Source organism: Streptomyces sp. NPDC091412 (assembly GCF_044756885.1).
Classification (GTDB): domain Bacteria; phylum Actinomycetota; class Actinomycetes; order Streptomycetales; family Streptomycetaceae; genus Streptomyces.
The window spans coordinates 49,080-66,827 of record NZ_JBIVTV010000001.1 but is presented as its reverse complement, the minus strand read 5'-3'; the positions used below and the strand labels follow the sequence as shown (position 1 = coordinate 66,827).

General features: G+C 73.0%; 14 protein-coding genes. 11 read left to right on the top strand and 3 right to left on the bottom strand.

Features of this window, described 5'->3' with window-relative positions; translation table 11 throughout:
- Nucleotides 1–18 precede the first annotated feature (18 nt).
- The 6 genes from ribH to ACIQMV_RS00230 all read left to right on the top strand — a co-directional run bounded on the left by ribH (nt 19) and on the right by ACIQMV_RS00230 (nt 4,859).
- The gene (gene ribH / locus ACIQMV_RS00255; RefSeq protein WP_225076283.1) at nt 19–504 is read left to right on the top strand and encodes a 6,7-dimethyl-8-ribityllumazine synthase; all 486 of its coding nucleotides are present in this window, start codon (nt 19–21) and stop codon (nt 502–504) included.
- Between the two features lie 34 nt (nt 505–538).
- A complete protein-coding gene (locus ACIQMV_RS00250) occupies nt 539–811 on the top strand; it encodes a phosphoribosyl-ATP diphosphatase (RefSeq protein ID WP_031486114.1) in 273 nt (90 codons plus the stop codon).
- 71 nt (nt 812–882) lie between these two features.
- Nucleotides 883–1,731 (top strand): ATP phosphoribosyltransferase, encoded by an 849-nt coding sequence (gene hisG / locus ACIQMV_RS00245; protein WP_402589973.1) that lies wholly within the window; start codon nt 883–885, stop codon nt 1,729–1,731.
- A gap of 21 nt (nt 1,732–1,752) precedes the next feature.
- Nucleotides 1,753–2,220 (top strand): PH domain-containing protein, encoded by a 468-nt coding sequence (locus ACIQMV_RS00240; protein WP_141362858.1) that lies wholly within the window; start codon nt 1,753–1,755, stop codon nt 2,218–2,220.
- A gap of 225 nt (nt 2,221–2,445) precedes the next feature.
- Complete coding sequence (locus ACIQMV_RS00235; RefSeq protein WP_402589971.1) at nt 2,446–3,792, top strand: hemolysin family protein; 1,347 nt, start codon at nt 2,446–2,448, stop codon at nt 3,790–3,792.
- On the top strand, nt 3,789–4,859 hold the full coding sequence (locus ACIQMV_RS00230; protein WP_402589969.1) for a hemolysin family protein: 1,071 nt from the start codon (nt 3,789–3,791) through the stop codon (nt 4,857–4,859). Before ACIQMV_RS00235 ends, ACIQMV_RS00230 begins: the two co-directional genes overlap by 4 nt.
- A gap of 237 nt (nt 4,860–5,096) precedes the next feature.
- Here the strand turns inward: ACIQMV_RS00230 and ACIQMV_RS00225 are convergent, their stop codons facing one another.
- Complete coding sequence (locus ACIQMV_RS00225; RefSeq protein ID WP_402589967.1) at nt 5,097–5,897, bottom strand: hypothetical protein; 801 nt, start codon at nt 5,895–5,897, stop codon at nt 5,097–5,099.
- Nucleotides 5,898–6,113: 216 nt separating this feature from the next.
- Here ACIQMV_RS00225 and ACIQMV_RS00220 point away from each other — a divergent pair, with 216 nt between their 5' ends.
- The 4 genes from ACIQMV_RS00220 to ACIQMV_RS00205 are packed head-to-tail and all read left to right on the top strand — an operon-like array spanning nt 6,114 to nt 13,149.
- Complete coding sequence (locus ACIQMV_RS00220) at nt 6,114–7,454, top strand: B12-binding domain-containing radical SAM protein (RefSeq protein WP_402589965.1); 1,341 nt, start codon at nt 6,114–6,116, stop codon at nt 7,452–7,454.
- Complete coding sequence (locus ACIQMV_RS00215) at nt 7,451–8,566, top strand: hypothetical protein (RefSeq protein WP_402589963.1); 1,116 nt, start codon at nt 7,451–7,453, stop codon at nt 8,564–8,566. Before ACIQMV_RS00220 ends, ACIQMV_RS00215 begins: the two co-directional genes overlap by 4 nt.
- 52 nt (nt 8,567–8,618) lie before the next feature.
- Nucleotides 8,619–9,419: an SIR2 family protein gene (locus ACIQMV_RS00210; protein ID WP_402589961.1), complete on the top strand. Its 801-nt coding sequence runs from the start codon at nt 8,619–8,621 to the stop codon at nt 9,417–9,419.
- Nucleotides 9,412–13,149 carry an NACHT domain-containing protein gene (locus ACIQMV_RS00205; protein WP_402589959.1) on the top strand — a complete coding sequence of 1,246 codons (3,738 nt, stop codon included), beginning with the start codon at nt 9,412–9,414 and terminating at the stop codon, nt 13,147–13,149. The genes ACIQMV_RS00210 and ACIQMV_RS00205 overlap by 8 nt, the downstream gene beginning before the upstream one ends.
- Nucleotides 13,150–13,174: 25 nt before the next feature.
- Here the strand turns inward: ACIQMV_RS00205 and ACIQMV_RS00200 are convergent, their stop codons facing one another.
- Nucleotides 13,175–15,040, bottom strand: a complete 1,866-nt coding sequence (locus ACIQMV_RS00200; RefSeq protein ID WP_225076288.1) for an AAA family ATPase — start codon at nt 15,038–15,040, stop codon at nt 13,175–13,177.
- 431 nt (nt 15,041–15,471) lie between these two features.
- On the bottom strand, nt 15,472–16,092 hold the full coding sequence (locus tag ACIQMV_RS00195) for a uridine kinase (RefSeq protein WP_402590954.1): 621 nt from the start codon (nt 16,090–16,092) through the stop codon (nt 15,472–15,474).
- Nucleotides 16,093–16,365: 273 nt separating this feature from the next.
- Between ACIQMV_RS00195 and ACIQMV_RS00190 the strand changes: the two genes are divergently transcribed.
- Complete coding sequence (locus ACIQMV_RS00190) at nt 16,366–17,742, top strand: peptidase C39 family protein (RefSeq protein ID WP_402589957.1); 1,377 nt, start codon at nt 16,366–16,368, stop codon at nt 17,740–17,742.
- Nucleotides 17,743–17,748: the final 6 nt, after the last annotated feature.

The following is a 17,748-nucleotide window of genomic DNA, read 5'->3' as shown; positions in this document are numbered from 1 at the left end:
AAAGACTCGAGGAGACACGTGAGCGGCAAGGGTGCACCGGAACTGTCCGTCCGGAACGTCGGGGACCTCAGGGTCGCCGTCGTCGCGGCGCAGTGGCACGAGAAGGTGATGGACGGACTCGTGGACGGGGCCCTGCGTGCCCTGCACGAGCTGGGGATCGACGAGCCGACCCTGCTCCGGGTGCCGGGCAGCTTCGAGCTTCCGGTGGTGGCGAAGGTCCTGGCCGGGCGCGGCTACGACGCGGTCGTCGCCCTCGGCGTCGTCATCCGGGGCGGCACCCCACACTTCGACTATGTGTGCCAGGGCGTCGCCAACGGCCTGACCCAGGTGTCGGTCGAGACCGGCGTTCCCGTCGGCTTCGGCGTGCTCACCTGCGACACCGAGGAGCAGGCCCTGGACCGGGCCGGCCTGGAGGGATCCAGCGAGGACAAGGGCCACGAGGCGGTCACCGCGGCGGTCGCGACCGCCGCCACGCTCCGCTCGGTATCCGAACCCTGGCGGTGAGCAGCCGCCCGGAGCGCGTAGGGTTGGCAGCACCATGTCCAAGAAGACGTTCGAGGAGCTCTTCACCGAGCTCCAGCACAAGGCCGCCAACGGCGACCCCGCCACCTCCCGCACGGCCGAGCTGGTCGGCAAGGGTGTCCATGCCATCGGCAAGAAGGTCGTCGAGGAGGCCGCCGAGGTCTGGATGGCCGCCGAGTACGAGGGCAAGGAGGCGGCCGCCGAGGAGATCTCGCAGCTGCTGTACCACGTCCAGGTGATGATGGTCGCCCGCGGCATCTCCCTGGACGACGTCTACGCCCACCTCTGAGCACTCCGAGCACTCCGAGTACCAGCAACCGCACACACTGTCGTACAAGACGAACGAAGGAAGCCGACCTCATGCTGCGCATCGCCGTCCCCAACAAGGGTTCACTCTCCGGCCCTGCGGCGGACATGCTGCATGAGGCCGGCTACCAGCAACGGCGGGAGTCCAAGGAGCTGCGGATCGTCGACCCGGTCAACGAGGTGGAGTTCTTCTACCTCCGCCCCCGCGACATCGCGATCTACGTCTCCACCGGCCGCCTGGACATCGGCATCACCGGCCGCGACCTGCTCATCGACTCCGGCGCGGGCGCCGAGGAGATCCTTCCGCTCGGCTTCGCCCGCTCCACCTTCCACTACGCGGCCAAGCCCGGCACGGTCGGCGGCGTCGCGGACCTGAACGGCAAGACGGTCGCCACGTCCTACGAGGGCATCGTCAGCAAGCACCTCGCCGACAGCGGCATCGACGCCTCCGTCGTCCACCTGGACGGCGCCGTCGAGACCGCCATCGAACTCGGTGTGGCCGAGGCCATCGCCGACGTCGTCGAGACCGGCACCTCCCTGCGCAACGCCGGACTGGAGGTCGTCGGCGAGTCGATCATGAAGTCCGAGGCGATCGTCGTCCGCCGCACCGGCGCCGACGTCGAGGAGCCCAAGGTGCAGCAGTTCCTGCGCCGCCTCCAGGGCGTCCTGGTGGCCCGGACGTACGTGATGATGGACTACGACTGCCGGGTCGAGCAGCTGGAGAAGGCCGTCGCGCTGACCCCGGGCCTGGAGTCCCCGACCGTCTCCCCGCTGCACAACGAGGGCTGGGTCGCCGTGCGTGCCATGGTCCCCGCCAAGGAGGCGCAGCGGATCATGGACGATCTGTACCAGATCGGCGCCCGGGCCATCCTCACCACGGCCATCCACGCCTGCCGTCTCTGAGGGACGAGGAGGCACACAGAGATGTCCGACCTGCCCGCACTTCCCGTCACCTTCCGGCCGGGCCGCACCCGGGCCGTCCTGCTCACCGCCGGAGCGGCCATATTCGTGGTGATCACGACCGTGGGGCTGCTGCTGGAGCAGCTCAGCCCCGGCGAACGGGTGAGTTTCGCCTTCACCGGCGCGCTCCTGGCCGGGGTCCTGGTCCTGCTCGCCCGCCCGAAGGTGGTCGCCGACGACGCGGGTGTCACCGTCGTCAACATCGCGGGCCGGCGCCGTCTGGAGTGGGCCGAGATAGTACAGGTCAACCTGCGCCCGGGTGATCCGTGGGTTTTCCTGAACCTCAGCGACGGCACCAGCCTGGCCGCACTGGGCATCCAGCCGGGCATAGCGAAACAGCAGGCCATCGCCGATGCGCGCGCCCTGCGCGCGCTCGTCGAAGCCCGTTCGGTCCCGGGCTCCGAGCGGTCCCCGGACGAACCTCGGGACTGACTCTGTGCCGTCCGCCCTGCCGCATCTGCCGGTGTCTTGATTAATCTGGTTACGGACGCGTTTTCGCTGCGCCTCCGCCCCTGGGTTCCACGACCGGTGCCAGGGGCTCCTGCTACCCGAGGAGTGACTCCCCCCGGCGATGGACGGATCGTCCTGCAGTACCTGCGCCGCCCCCTGCCGACATAGCGCGGACCTGTTCCGCGTATATGCGGAGGCGGCGGCATCATGACCATCCCCCTGCTGCTCCTCGGAGCGGCGCTTCTGCTCATTCTCGCCAACGGCTTCTTCGTCGCGGCCGAGTTCGGCCTGGTCACGGTCGAGCGCCCGGACGCCGAGAAGGCCGCCGAGGAGGGCGACAGACGGGCCCTCAGGGTCGTCGAGTCCCTCAAGGAGCTGTCCTTCCAGCTCTCCGGCACCCAGCTCGGCATCACCATCACCTCCCTGGTCGTCGGCATGCTCGCCGAACCGGCGCTGGCCGGGCTGCTGCGCGGCCCGTTCGCGGCGGCCGGTGTCCCGGGCGGAGCCGTCTCCGGGGTCGCCGTCGTCGTCGGCATGCTGCTGGCCTCGGCGGTCCAGATGGTGATCGGCGAGCTCGTACCCAAGAACTGGGCGGTCTCCCGGCCCCTTCAGGTGGCGCGTTTCGTGGCCGGCCCGCAGCATCTCTTCTCCCGCCTGTTCCACCCGGTGATCGCGGCGCTCAACACGGTCGCCAACCGGCTGGTGCGCGCCCTGGGCGTCGAACCCACGGAGGAGCTGGCCTCCGCCCGCACCCCCGGCGAGCTGGTCTCGCTGGCCCGCCACTCGGCCCGGGCCGGCGCCCTCGAACAGGACACCGCGGACCTCTTCGTGCGCACCCTGTCCCTGGGCGACCTGACCGCACAGCACGTCATGACCCCGCGGGTGAAGGTCAGCGCGCTGCAGTCCTCGGCGACCGCCGAGGACGTGGTGAACCTCACCCGTGCCACCGGCCTGTCCCGCTTCCCCGTGTACCACGAGAAGATCGACGAGGTCGTCGGCATGGTCCACCTCAAGGACGCCCTCGCGGTGCCGTCCGACGAGTGGCTGCGCACCCCGGTGGGCCGTATCGCCCGCCCGGCGCTGCTGGTCCCCGAGACCCTGCCGGTGCAGCCGCTGCTCGCCCAGCTGCGCAACGAGCAGCCGATCGCGGTCGTCGTCGACGAGTACGGCGGCACCGCGGGCGTCGTCACCCTGGAGGACATCGTCGAGGAACTCGTCGGCGAGGTCCGCGACGAGCACGACGCCACGGACGTGCCGGAACTCGCGCCGGCCCCGCCCGAGGACGGGAGCCCCGCCTGGGACGTCGACGGCGGCTGCCGGGTCGACCTGCTCCGGCGGATCGGCCTGGACGCGCCCGAGGGCCCGTACGAGACCGTCGCCGGCCTGGTCGCCGACCTGCTCGGCCGCATCCCGGCCCCCGGCGACAGCGCCGAGCTGCCGGGCTGGCGGCTGGCCGTGCGCCAGGTCGAGCACTACCGCGCGGAGCGGGTGCGGCTGGTCCGCACCGTCACCGCGGCGGACCCGGTCCCGGCCGTGGCGGAGGCCGCCCGATGAGCGTGATCCACCTGCTTTTCGCCGCGCTGCTGGTCCTCGCCAACGGCTTCTTCGTCGGTGCCGAGTTCGCCCTCGTCTCCGTCCGCCGCAGCCAGATCGAACCGCTCGGCACGGCCCGGGCCCGCCAGGTGCTGCACGGCCTGGAGCGGCTGCCGCAGATGATGGCCGCCGCCCAGTTCGGCATCACCGTCTGCTCGCTGACCCTGGGCGCCGTCGCCGAGCCGACGGTGGCCCGGCTGCTGGAGCCGGTGTTCGCATGGCTCCACATGCCCAGCGGCATGGTCCACCCGCTCGGCTACGTCATCGCGCTCGCGGCCGTGGTCTTCTTCCACCTCGTCATCGGCGAGATGGTGCCGAAGAACCTCGCGATGGCCGCGCCGGAGAAGGCCGCACTGTGGCTCGGTCCCGGTCTGGTTGCCTTCGCCCGGCTGTGCCGGCCGATCACGGTGGCGCTCGGCGCCTGCGCCAAGGGTGTCCTGCGGCTCTTCCGCGTCGAGCCCAAGGACGAGGTCGAGGCCGCCTTCACCAGCGTGCAGCTGGGCCGGCTGGTGGAGGACTCCCGTCAGGCGGGGCTGCTGGACCCCGAGGAGCAGGAGCGTCTGGAGGACGCGCTGGAGCTGGGCTCACGGCCGGTGACCGACGTCCTGCTCCGGCCCGAGGCGCTGGTCACGGTCGGCCCGTCGGTCACGTCGGCCGAGATCGTCGCGCTCACCGCCCGGACGGGCTACTCGCGCTTCCCGGTCGCCGCGGGCAACGGTGCCTTCCTGGGGTATCTGCACGTCAAGGACGTGCTCGACCTGGAGGACCTCGACGGGGCGGTGCCACAGCGGGCCTGGCGGCCGATGACCACGCTGCGGGCCGATCTGCCGCTCGACGACGCCCTGACGGTGATGCGCCGGGCCGCCACCCATCTGGCCCAGGTGGCCGACACCACCGGCCGGGTGCTGGGCCTGGTCGCCCTGGAGGACGTGCTGGAGCTCCTGGTCGGTGAAGTCACAGACCCGGCCCACCGCACCCCGACCCTCACGTCCCCCCGCCCCGGCCCCCGGCAGGCCCTCACGGCCTGACCCACCATGGCCACCGGCCCACCCGCTTCACCGGGTGGGCCGGTGGCCGTTTCACCGAGCGTCGTCGCCCCGGCCGGGTCGGGTTTCCGGCTTCGAAGGAGCCCCCTCGCCGGTTGCGCCGGGGCGTCCCGCAGGCTGACCTCCGCCGCCCACTGGGGGCCGCCGCCGCTCAGCGCCGTCGTGGTGCCACGGCGCGGACCGGTGCGCCGGGCCTCGCTCACAGGCCGGACCAGCTCGTCAGTCGGGGGCCGGACCGGGCGCCGGGGTCGGGCCGGGCGCCGGGGTCGGGCCGGGCCCCGTACCCGGGGCCGGGTCCAGGGGCCTGGACTGGTGCCAGAGGTGTTCGTACTGGTGGAGCCAGTAGCGGTGCCACGTCTCGTGGGCGCGGCGGGTGAGGCGCAGGTGCATTCGGCTGGTGACGGCCTCGTTGCGGATGCCGTGCAGTTCCAGGACCAGCCAGCCGTCCCGCTCGCCCGGGTCGACGGCCAGCAGGCTGAAGCCGGGGCTGTAGGGGAGCACCCGGTACTCGAAGGTGCCGGTGCGCGGCCAGGAGTCCATGGTGCGGAGCTGCCGGAGCACCGTGTCGAGCGACGGCCGCAGCCGCTGCAGCGGAGCGTCCAGGCTGTCGTCCAGCTGGTGTTCGGCGACCGCGACGGCGTCCGTGGCAGCCGGGTCCAGCACCACCACCCGCACCGACCCCTCCGGCCGGCTCAGCACATGGTGCCGCAGCGCCTGGGACACCTGCGGCGTCAGGAAGTTGACCGCGCTCGGCGCGAACAGCCAGACCGTACGGGCCGTTTCCAGCCGCTTGGCGAGCGGCGGCGAGGCCTCCTGGAGCGCGACCCGGTCCCCCAGCAACTCGTCCCCGGACGGGCCCCGGGTCTCCAGCGCCGACCGGTACACCAGCAGGGCCACCGCCGCGAGCAGCGCCGCCCACCGCAGGTCCACCGGCACGATGTCACCGATGACCGACAGCACGGCGAACACGGCGGCCAGCGCCGCGGCCACGTAGACCTCGACATTGCGCAGATGCCTCATCCGGGCCGATGTTTCCGTATGGCGGGATCCACCGCAACTGCCCCGTGCGCGGCACTTGTTGAGGCGCGCGCACCGCTGCCCCCGTCCTCGCTGGTGTGGCATGGTTCACTACACGGCGCGCCCGGCGCACGAGGCCCGGCCGGCGCGGCGGCTCTCCGCACCCCCGTACTTCCGTACTGTCCGGGAACACTCGCGCGACCCGCCAGGAGGCCGGCCATGCTGATCCGGATCGTCTCAGCACCTTGTGTGAGCGCCTATCTCAACCTGGACCACCACTTCGTGGAGCTCGGCGAGGTCGCCGCCCATCTGCGCGATCGCGCCGGACACGAGGTCCGCGTCGTCGACGGCGTCCTGCCCGAGGTCACCTGGGACACGGTCGTCGAGGAGGCACTGCACGCCACCGGACTCGTCGTCCTGCACGTCACCCTGGACAACACCCTGGAGACGGCCCGTACCATCCGGCTGCTGCGCCAGCTGTCCCCCGGCACCCGGATCGCCCTGTACGGGCGGGGCGCCTACCACCTGCGCCGGCTCTTCCAGCGCACCGACGCCGACTGGATCGTCCTGGAGCAGGACTGGGAGCCGGCACTCGCCGAGATCGCCGCCCAGGTGGCCGCCGGCGTCGAGCCGGGACCCGTGCCCGGCACCCTGACCCGGACGGCGGGCACCTGGACCCGCGGCCCGGCCGGCGTCCGCCTGGCCGGCGACTGGGAACTGCCCGCACTGGACCTGCTGCCCGTCGCCGGGTACGCGCGGCTGCCCGCGGACGAGTCGTACCCGGGCCGCGAACCCGAACGGGAGCTCGCGGTCGGCGTGTCACGCGGCTGCGACAGCTACTGCGGCTACTGCCCGATCCCCGATGTGATGGGCCGCCACGAGTACTTCCGCACGGGCCTGGACACCCTGGCCGGCTATCTGCGCGCGGCCCGCGAGAGCCACGGATACACCGCCGTCTCGCTGTTCGGGGCCAACTTCACCGCCCACCGCGACTACGTCCACGACTTCTGCGCCCGCGTCGGCACCCCGCGCACCGGGGTCACCTGGAAGTGCGTCACCTCGCACGCCGAACTCGACCCCCCGCTGCTGGGCGAGATGGCCGCGGCCGGCTGCACCCGGGTGGCCGTCGGCGTGGAGTCGCTGCTCCCGGACGGCCGGAACCGCTTCTCCGGGCGCGTCGGCGCCGAGCGGCTGGCCGATCTGGGCGCCTGGTGCGCGGCCGAGGGCATCCTGCTGATCTGCTTCGTCATGGTGGGGCTGCCCGGCCAGACCCGCCACGAGGTCGCCGTGACCCTGGACACCGTGCGCGCGGCCGGCGCCGTACCCCGCCCGATGACGTACGTCGACTACCGCCGGCTCGCCGCGGCCGAGGACTTCACCGATGTGTTCTGGGCCAACCGCAAGACGGTGAGCGAGCCGTTCGGCCGCGGCATCCTCTCCATGCGGGACACGGCCCTGGCCGTGCACTCCTGGGAACACTGGCTGGACACGGTGGGCCCGGCCGCCGGCCGGACCAGCGGCGAGCGCCCCGCCGCGCCGCCCCGCCGGCCGGCCCAGTGAACGTCCCCCCGGCCCCGGACCTGGCCCCCACCGGGCCCGACGGGGCGCCCTGGCCGGTCACCACCTGGTACGGCGCGGTGGAGACCGAGTTCACCGCGGTCTTCGTCCAGGACCTGTGGAGCACCCCGCTGCGCACCGCCGCCGCGCACTGGCTGGGCCCGGCCGCCGTGCACTACGTCGAGGCGATGCCCGGCCGCAAGTACCGCGCCGTACTGCCCTGGCTGACCCTCGGCCGCCCCAACCGGCTGGTCCACCGCTGTCTGGTGCCGGAGCTGCTGTTCGCGGTTTTCTACTGCCTCGACGACCTGCTCGACCGCAAACGCGTGCGCTACGGCACCGCCACGGCCTACGCGGCCCACGGACGTGGCGAGTTGACCCGCTCCCTGGAGGCCGCCCGGCGGGGCGTGCCGCGCTCGGGACCGCTCGCCGGGCTGCCCGGCGCGCTGTGGGAGGAGTGCGTGACCGGGATGGCCGACGGCCAGTCGCAGCGGCACGCGCTGACCACCGACGCGTTCTCCTGGGAGCGGTACACCGAGGCGGCCCGGCGGCGCACCGCCTTCGTCGGGCGCGCCTGGGCCGACGTCCTGACCGCCGGCGGCGACCCGCGCGCGGCGGCCTTCGTCACCACCGCCTACCCCTGGTGCGCCGAGGCCGGCCAGTTGCGCAACGACCTGCGCAACACCACCGCCAGGGAGAGCCGCGACGGCGGACGGCGCCACTCCGACCTCGGCGACGGCAGGGTGACCGCGGTCTCGGGACTGCTGTGGGGGCGCGCCGACCCCGCCGACCGGCAGTGGCTCGCCCGTCGGGTGTGGGGCCGCGGCCCGCTCGGCGCCGAGGCACTCGTCCGGGTGGACCGGATGCTGGAGCACTACGCCGTGCGCTCCCATGTCGCCCTGGCCACAGGCCGGTTGACCCGCCGGATCCGGGCGGCCCTCGATGCGATCGAGGACCCGCGGGTGCGTGCGGTGTGGGACGCTTGGGTCACCCGGCAACTGGAGGTCGGGGTCCGGCACGACTACGGCCACGGCCGGGGCAACGCCTCCGTCTCCCGCTTCCGCTCCGCCGTCGCGGAGCTGCGCGGCCCCGCCGGGCGGACGGACACCGAGTGATCGACGGACGTACGACCGACGCACGACGAACGAACGGGGACGGTGGACGCGGATGACAGCAGCCGACGGAGTGTTCGGACACCTCGCCGCACGGGCCGCGGAGGGCCGCCTGGCCGTCCTCGTGGGCGCCGGACTGTCCATGGGTGCCGGATACCCCGGCTGGGGCCGGCTCTTCGCCCCGCTCGGGCAGGCCCTGGGCCCGGCGGCCGGCGGCGCCCCGCTGCCCGACGACCTGCCCGCGCTGGCCGAGGCGTACGAGGCGGAGTACGGCCGCAACAGCCTCATCTCCCATCTGCGCCGCGAACTGCGCCGCTCCCTCGCCTGTACCGAGGCGCACCGGGCACTGGCCGCCACCGGCCTCAAGGAGATCCTCACCACCAACTACGACGTGCTGCTCGAGGAGGCCCTGCAGGATGTCGCCGGTCCGGTCGACGTCGTCGTACGGGACTCCGACCTCGCCTACACCGCCCCCGCCCGCCCCCGGCTGGTCAAGATGTGCGGCGATGTGCTCAACCCGGAGACGCTGACCGTCACCCGCCGGGACTTCGCGGTGTACGGCGCGGTCAAACCCAGGCTCGCCGAGTACGTGCGCGGCCTGCTGGAGACTCATGAACTGCTGGTGCTCGGCGCCGGGCCGTCCGACCCGGAGTTCAACATGCTCTGGGACCTGGCGACCGCCGGGCTCGGTGAGCACAAACCCGTCGGCTGGGTGCTGACCGCCGACGTTTCGCCCCTGCAGCAGCGGGTCGCGCTCACCCGCGGGCTGCGCACCCTGCCGCTCGACGTGACGGACGACGGCGTCACCCGGGCCCTGGCCCGCTGGCTGGACGGACTGAGCGCCGCCCATGCCTGACACCCAGCCGGAGTTCGACCCGCACCTCGTCGTCGAACTGGCCCGGGCCTGGGAGACCGGCTCCCTGGCCGTGGTCCTGGGCCCCGAGTTCGACCGCGAGACGGATGACACGGTCCGCACGGCGCTGCTCGCCGAACTCGGCCGCGCCGACGAGTCCTCGCCCCTTCCGCTGGGCCGGCTCACCGAGGAGTACCTGGCCCGCTTCGGCCGCGCCGCCCTGATCACCCTGCTGCGCACCGCAGGACGCCCGGCGGTGCCCGGCGAGACGCCCGCACGGCCCCCTTCGCCCTCCGAAGCGCTCCATGAATGGCTCGCGGCCCGCCCACCGGCCTGCCTCCTGGTCACCTCGCTGTATCCGACGGCCGAACACGCCTACCGCCGCTTCCGGCGCCCCTTCCACGTCGTCAAGACCGAGACGGCGATCGCCTTCTGGGACACCGCACAGCCCCAGATCGTCCATCTCTTCGGCTGTCTGGACGCCCCGCAGGACGCCCTGCTCGGCGAACGGGAGCGGCGGGCCGCCCGCTTTCTGCGCCCCCTGCTCACCGCCCGCCTGGCCGACCTGCCCGCCTCGCACACCCTGGTCCTCGTCGGCTTCGCCCCGTACGACGCGGTCCTCGAAGAACTCCTGGCACCCGCCCTGCACTCGCTCGGCGCCTACTGGCGTGGCGCCGTCGTGGTGCTGCCCGAGGCCGACGAGGGCGTGCGCGCCGCCTACGGGCGGCGCCAGATCAAGGTCGTCACCACCGGCGGCGCCCCCACCGCCGCCTACACCCGGGACCTGCTCGACCTGGTCCGAGGCACCGCCGAACGGCAGGGCACCGAGGCGCTGCGCGGAGAGTCACCGGCCATAAGGGAGTGCGAGGAGCAGCTCGGCGTCCTCGGCTGGAGCGCACAGCACTCGGTCCGGCTGAGCGACCGCGCCGTGGAGTCGGTCTTCGGCCACCCCACCGAACCCGGGCCGCTCACCGCGCACATCGTGGAGGGCGAGCTGTCGGGCGGCGATGTGCGCCGGCTCGCCGAACGCGTCGGCGGACACGGCCGGGGCATGGCCGTCACCGAGACCAGGATCTCCAACACCGCCCGCCGCCTCGCCGCCACCGACGGCCGGCTCGAACTGCACACACGCCAGTCCCTGCTGGAGCGCGTACTCGGCGTCGAACCGTATCTGCGCTGGATCCTCGACGAGTACGAGAACGGAACCCAGCGCGGCGCCTATGTGGATCTCCAGTGCCGGCGCCCGCTGTCCGACGCGGTGGCCCCGGTGCGCGGCGACGCCTACTGGCTCGACGACTACGTCGACTCCTGGCTGCGCGAGCGCTCGCACAGCCAGCTGACCCTGCTCGGCGAACCCGGCAGCGGCAAGTCCTGGTACTGCCGGCACCTCGCCTACGCCCTGGCCCGCCGCTGCCTGGACGACCCCGACCGCGGACGTGTCCCCGTGCTCGCCCTGCTGTCGGAGATGCCGGCCACCGGCTCGCTGGAGGACTTCCTGATCGCGCAGATGCGCGGCAAGGGCGCCGAGCTCCTCGGCGGCACACAGTCCTTCCGGTACGCCAACGACACCGGCCGGCTGGTCGTCATCCTCGACGGGCTCGACGAACTGCGCTGGCAGGTCACTCCCGAGCGTGCCCGGCGCACGCTGGCCGAACTCGCCGATCTGGTGGGCCCCCGGAGCAAGATCCTGCTGGCGAGCAGGCCCGGCTACTTCGAACAGGACCGCTCCGCCCTGCGCCCCGGTGATGCGCCGGGCGCGCCGATGTCCGGGAGCGCGCCCGAGGACACCGCCGGCGTCCCCGGACTCCGGCTGTCGGACGGGTCCACCTTCGAGGTGATCCGGCTCGCCGACCTCGGCTACGAGCAGCGCGTCCAGGCCCTGGTGCGCCGGCTCGGCACCCGGTCGGAACCGGTGCGGCGGCTGATCGACGCCAGCAGCGCCCTGACCGACCTGGCCCGGCTGCCCGGTCTGCTCGACCTGATGTCCGTGGTACTGGCCGTGCCCGGCCGCGAGGCCCCCACGACCGCCTCGGAGCTGTTCGAGGAGTACGTCACCGTCCTGCTCGGCGGCGCCGAACGCGTCGCCGTCGACGGCGCGGCGGTCCGCGCCGACACCGACCGGCTCGCGGCGCTCGCGGGCCGGATGCGCAGCCGGGCCACCCACGCCCTGCCGCTGGCCGAGGCCCGCGGCATCCTCGGCGTGCCCGAACCCGCCTCCGCCGGGACGGCCGGACCGCTGAGCACCGACCCCCGCTGGGAGGCCTTCCTGCGGGTGGCCGCCGACGGCACCGTGCGCTTCCGGCTCAAGACGATGCGCGAGTTCCTCACCGCGCGCAGCCTGTGCACGGCGCTGCGGGCCGGGGACCGGGCCCCGCTGGACGAACGGCTGCTGCTGCCCGAACCGGTCGGCTACCTGGCCGAGCAACTGGCCTCCGCCGGACTGTCGCCGCTGGACTGGCTGCCGCCGGGCGGGTCGGCGCCGGCCGTCCGCGAGCCCGCCGCCGGACCGGTGGGCTCCCTGGTCGGCGGCCGGCTGCCCGCCAACTGCCTCTCCCTGGCCAACCGCATGGGCGTCTCCCTGGCCGGCCGCTCGCTGCGCGGACTCGATCTGCGCGGTGCCGACCTCCAGGGCGCCCGGCTGGCCGGCGCCGATCTGCGCGACTGCGATCTGCGCTCGGTGCTGCTCCAGGGTGCCGTGGTGACCGGAGCCGACCTGCGGGGCGCCTGGCTGCACGGAGCGATGCTGCACGAGACCCAGGTGGTCTCCGCGGTGGGCATGCTGCCCGACGACGGCGAGGTCGTGGCCGGCACCGCCGAGGGCCTGGTGCAGGTGCTGGACCGGGCCCGCCTGGACACCCTGGAGAGCATGCGCTGCCCGGGGGTCTTCCGCAACATGGCCCTGATGTCCCACGGCCGCTATGTGGTGGCGGCCGCCCTCGACGGCGGCGTGTATCTGGCGGACCGGGAGAACGGGCAGGCCTTCCTGGAGATCGCCCACCACGGCGCCCCCACCACCTCCGCCGTCGCGGTCGGGGACACCCGGCTCGCCTCGGGCGGCACCGACGGTTCCGTACGGCTGTGGACCCTCGACGGCGACGAGGTGTGGCAGACGCGGGTCTCCTCCGGCTACGTGCGCTCCCTCGCCCTGGACCCGGACGCCGGCCTGATGTTCGCCGGTTCCTCCGCCGGAACCGTGGCCGCCCTGGACGCCGTCACCGGCCGGCCCGTCAGGCAGTGGGTCGCGCACCCGGACGCCGGGGTGTACTGCCTGTGCGCGCTGCCGGGCACGGGCCTGGTGGCCAGCGGCAGCGACGACCGCAGGATCCGGCTCTTCGTCCAGGACGACGGCAGCCATGCCGCCGACCTCGCCGTACTGGGGGACACGGTGCTCGGCCTGGTGTACGACGCGGGCACCGGGGTGCTCTACTGCGGCTGCCGGGACGGCACGCTCAGCTCCTGGGACCTGAGGCACCGGGAGCGCAACTGGTCGGTGGGCGGGGGACACGCCGTGCTCTCCGTGGCGCTGCACGCCAAGTCCGGGGTGGTGGCGACGGCCGGCGCGGACGGCTGGGTACGGCTGTTCGACAGCGGTTCGGGGGAGCCCCTGGGCGAGCGGCTGGTCGGCCGCCGCTCCGAACCGGACTGGCACGGCGTGGACCTGCGGGGCACCACGGGCTGGCACCGGGAGTGGCTGCGCTTCATGGGCGAACGCGGCGCGATCCTCGACGACTGACCGCCCTCGGTGGCGAGGGCCGTGCTCACACACCCGACGGATCCTGGGGCCCCCGTCCCGACAGCACCTCCCCGTACGCCTGCATCAGGTCCGGCAGCCGCAGGGTCGACAAGTCGTCCCGGGTCGGCGTTCCCGGGTACGTCGACAACCTCAGGTCCCGGTAGGCGCAGCTCTTCTCGTAGAGGGTCCGCAGGAACCGGCCGTTGCCGAGTTCGTCGATCCAGCCCTGGTCGACCACGTGCCCGGCGATCGAGTGCAGCTCGTCCCGGGCCTCGTCGTCCCACAGGTCACCGTTCTCCGTGGCGAGCACCTTGCCGATCTCGGTGAGTTCCGTCGGCCGGTACGACGGGAAGTCCACCCGGGTGGTGAAGCGCGACGACAGCCCGGGGTTCGCGGCGAGCAGGCGGTCCATGCCCTCGGGGTAGCCGGCGAGGATCACCACCAGGTGGTCGCGGTTGTCCTCGGCCCGCTTGAGCAGCACCTGGAGGGCTTCGTCGCCGTACGCGTCGCCCTTGCCGTAACCCGAGTTCGACAGGGAGTAGGCCTCGTCGACGAAGAGCACACCGCCGATCGCGGAGTCGATGAGCTCGTTGGCCTTGACGGCGGTCTGCCCCAGATATTCGCCGACCAGGTCGGCCCGCTGCGCCTCCACCAGATGGTCGCCGCCGAGCAGGCCGAGCGCGTAGAAGACACGGCCGAGGATGCGGGCGACGGTGGTCTTGCCGGTGCCCGAGGGGCCGGAGAAGACGAAGTGGCGTTTGGGCGGCTGCACCGGCAGCCCCTGCCCGGCCCGCAGCCGCGCCATGTTCAACTGCGCCGACAGGGCCTTGACCTGCCGCTTCACCGGTTCGAGCCCCACCATGCGCTCGAGTTCGGAGAGCGCTTCCTCCAGTAGCGCCGGGTCGGTGGGCCCGGTGGGCAGCGGCGCGTCGGCGGCCGGGGTGCGCCGGCGCACCGCCGGATCGGTCACCGACGGCAGTGGACCGGTCACCGACAGGTCGGTCCCGGACAGCTTCAGGTCCCGGCCCTCGGCGCCGAACAGCGGGTCCAGCAGATCCGGGCCGTCCATGAGGTCCTGCCCGAGGCCGGTGAGGGTGATTGCGGCGAGGCCGGCCGTGTCCTCGTACCCGTCGCCCTCGGCGATCGCCGTGAGCCGCGCCGAGGTGTCCATGAAGGCCGGATCGACCCGGTGCACCGCCCGGTACAGGGGCAGCGCCGCCGCGCTGCGGCCGGTGCCCTCGTGCGCCCGCGCCAGCCAGTACCTGAGTTCCTTGCGCTGCGGCTGCTCGCTGCGGCAGCGCATCAGCGCGGCCGACAGCAGCGGCTCGGCCTGCCCGTACATCTCCAGGCGCACCCGGGCCATGCCGCCGAACAGTCCGGCCTCGATGCCGAGCAGCGGATCGTCGAGCAGCGGGTCGGTGTGCCGGACGAGCTGTTCCCAGTCCTTGACGAGGTAGGCGCGGCAGGCGTGCAGAAAGCGGACCTGGGGGTCGGCGTCCACCGGCGGCAGCCCGGCCAGCGCGCGGTCCAGCTCGGGGACATGGCGGCCGTCCAGCCAGTGCGAGACGTGCGCGAGCAGCAGGTCGCGCGGGCTCTCCAGTACGGGCTGCACCCACCAGCCCAGCCAGTACCAGGAGTTGAGGGTGCGGCGGTGCCGGGCGCGCTGTTCGCCGAAGCGGTCGCGGTGCCGGAACATCCTGAGCAGCGCGGTCGTCGTGTCGACGCGCAGCGCGTGCAGACCGAGCCAGCCGTCGGCCATCCCCGGGTCGAGCCGCACCGCGGCCCGGAACTCCTCCTCCGCCTGCGGATAGGCGCCCATCGTGTAGGCGTCCACGCCTCGCAGCCACGCGAGGTCGGCCGGGGCCTTCGGGCCCTGCGTGCCGAAGTCCATCACGTCCCCCACAAACCGTGCCCCCGAAGGTTCGCCGCCAGGCATCCACCTGACGGCTTCCTGTGGTCGAACCGCTCTGCCGCGGACCGGAGTTGCAGGTGCGCGAAGCAGTCGTTCAAAGGTCGCACCGAGGGCATCGTACCTGCGGGGCCGCCGCCCGCCGAAGGGTGCCGCACAGGCTGTTCGGTGAGGCGGCGGAGTACGGGACGCACCCGATGTGGTGACCGAGGGTGAGCGAATGACGTCGCGCAGCGTCCGGAAAACGCGAAGAGGGCAGAACGAAGCCCCCGATCACGGGGGAACAACCGGGGGCTTCGTGACTGCGGGCGGTACGCGATGACCGCTCATTCAGAACGTAAGACCTGTACGGCCCCCGGGTCAAGCGGAGTTGGGGGACTCGGGAAAGTTGCTTGGCAAGGGTCTTCACAAGTTCAGCACATTGCCGATGACCCGTCACCGTGGGTGACGAACTGGTCCGGTCCAACAGCCCCGGCAGGCCCCGGCAGCACCGCGTATCCCTCTGGCAACTGCCGTACCAGAAGATCGGCGAAGGGCCGCGAGGGGTCCTCGGCGAAATGCCGCCGCTCGGCCTCGACCCACCCGGCCCAGAACTCCTGCTGTTCCTCGCCGTCGCGCGACCGGCCCCGCCCCCAGGCCTCCTCGCGTGGCAGATCCATCCACAGCAGGCGCGCCAGATACGGACGCAGCGCCCGCCGTCCGGCGCCCACGCCCTCCACAAGGACCACGGGCGCCCGCGGCAGCGTCCGCGCGGCCCCGAACCGCCGCGCCCGCCAGTCGTAGGGGGCGTAGCGTGCCGCCGCTCCCCGCCCGAGGGGCTCGACGACCTCGCTCAGCAGCCGGCCTTCCCACGCGAACAGTTCCTCATGGCTGGCGACGTCGTCCAGGTGCAGCACAGGCGCGCCCCCCAGCGCCACGGCCAACTTCCCGGCGAACGTGGACTTCCCGGATCCCGCGTGCCCGTCGACGCCGACCAGCCGCACGGTCCCGCAGGACGGCGGCGCGTCACGAAGGAAGGCGGCGAGGGCGCGGATGGCGATTCCCGGAGTGCGTGGAGGGGACGGGACGGTGTGTTCTTCCCGGTCATTCTAGTGACCGCTCCCCGCGCCGCCGGTGGTCGCGGGGGGCCGCGCGGGCGGGCCGCCTGACCGGCGACGCGGGGACTCGGCGCAGGTCATGCCAGTGGTGGAGACCAATATTGGTGGGCGTGGCGTATGTCGAAGTGCTGGCAGGAGGCGGGTGTCACGGCCATAGTGGGCGCAGCCACGGACCCGCCCCGACTTCGGACACCTGGGGGTCATCCACCCATGAGCAGAGCCGAACAGCCGTCCCGCAGATCAGTCCTGGCCGTCGCGGTCGCCGCGGCGGCGATGGCGGGTGGCGCGGCCCCGTTGGCCGCTGCGGCCACGGCCGCCCCCGCCGCCCCCGCCAAGGGCGCCGGAGCCGCCCCGGCCCGCCCGGTCGACTACCGCGCCTGGACCACCTACACCGACTGGCGCGCGGGAACGGCCCGCGGTACCCGCGCCGTCGCGGGCACCCGGCCCGGCCTCGAGATCGCGCAGCCCGCGGGCACCACCGACTACACCGACCCGCACACCGGCACGACCAGGACCTGGGAGTACGCCACCTGGACCAGCCCGGCGCACCGGCTGTCCGTCCCGGCGACGGAGGCGGTCGCCTCCTGGAACGCGCACACCCCGGCCGGCACCTGGCTCCAGGTCGAACTGCGCGGCACGTACTCCGACGGCACGGACACCCCCTGGTACGTGATGGGCCGCTGGGCGGCCGGCGACCAGGACGTCAAACGGACCTCCGTCGACGGCCAGAGCGACGGCCGCAGCACCATCTGGACGGACACCTTCTCCCTGGACGATCCGGCCTCCGGGCTGCGTCTCACCTCCTACCGGCTGCGGCTCACCCTCCACCGCAGGCCCGGCACCCGGCTCACGCCCACCGTCTGGCGGATCGGCGCCATGGGCTCCGACGTCCCCGACCGCTTCACCGTCCCGGCCTCCGCACCCGGCGTGGCCAAGGAGTTGACCGTTCCGCGCTACTCGCAGTCGATCCACTCCGGCCAGTACCCCGAGTACGACAACGGCGGCGAGGCCTGGTGCAGCCCCACCTCCTCCCAGATGATCATCGAGTACTGGGGCGGACGGCTCACCCCCGAGCAACTGTCCTGGGTCGACCCGTCCTACGCCGACCCGCAGGTCTGCAACGCGGCCCGGTACACGTACGACCACCAGTACGAAGGCTGCGGCAACTGGCCGTTCAACGCCGCCTACGCGGCCACCTTCAAGGACCTCCAGGCAGTGGTGACCCGGCTCGGCTCGCTCACCGACCTGGAGACGCTGATCGCGGCCGGGATCCCGGCCATAACGTCCCAGTCCTTCCTCAACACCGAGCTGACAGGCGCCGGTTACGGCACCAACGGCCACCTCATGACCGTCATCGGCTTCACCGCGGACGGCGACGTGATCGCCAACGACCCGGCCTCGCCGAACGACGCGGCGGTACGGCGTGTGTACCGGCGCCGGGAGTTCGAGAACATCTGGCTCAGGACCAAGCGCTACAACGCCTCCGGCAAGGTCGCCTCCGGCTCCGGCGGCATCTGCTACCTGTACTTCCCGGCCCACCTCACGGGCCAACAGCGCAAGGCGCTCGCCGCCGTGGGCGTGAGCTGAGCGGAA

Bases quoted from the DNA above. Each gene is read 5' to 3' on its own strand.
- ACIQMV_RS00190 (WP_402589957.1), top strand. From the start codon at position 16,366: ATGAGCAGAGCCGAACAGCCGTCCCGCAGATCAGTCCTGGCCGTCGCG.
- ACIQMV_RS00205 (WP_402589959.1), top strand. From the start codon at position 9,412: ATGCCTGACACCCAGCCGGAGTTCGACCCGCACCTCGTCGTCGAACTG.
- ACIQMV_RS00250 (WP_031486114.1), top strand. From the start codon at position 539: ATGTCCAAGAAGACGTTCGAGGAGCTCTTCACCGAGCTCCAGCACAAG.
- ACIQMV_RS00230 (WP_402589969.1), top strand. From the start codon at position 3,789: ATGAGCGTGATCCACCTGCTTTTCGCCGCGCTGCTGGTCCTCGCCAAC.
- hisG (WP_402589973.1), top strand. From the start codon at position 883: ATGCTGCGCATCGCCGTCCCCAACAAGGGTTCACTCTCCGGCCCTGCG.
- ACIQMV_RS00200 (WP_225076288.1), bottom strand. From the start codon at position 15,040: ATGGACTTCGGCACGCAGGGCCCGAAGGCCCCGGCCGACCTCGCGTGG.
- ACIQMV_RS00235 (WP_402589971.1), top strand. From the start codon at position 2,446: ATGACCATCCCCCTGCTGCTCCTCGGAGCGGCGCTTCTGCTCATTCTC.
- ACIQMV_RS00210 (WP_402589961.1), top strand. From the start codon at position 8,619: ATGACAGCAGCCGACGGAGTGTTCGGACACCTCGCCGCACGGGCCGCG.
- ACIQMV_RS00240 (WP_141362858.1), top strand. From the start codon at position 1,753: ATGTCCGACCTGCCCGCACTTCCCGTCACCTTCCGGCCGGGCCGCACC.
- ACIQMV_RS00220 (WP_402589965.1), top strand. From the start codon at position 6,114: ATGCTGATCCGGATCGTCTCAGCACCTTGTGTGAGCGCCTATCTCAAC.
- ACIQMV_RS00225 (WP_402589967.1), bottom strand. From the start codon at position 5,897: ATGAGGCATCTGCGCAATGTCGAGGTCTACGTGGCCGCGGCGCTGGCC.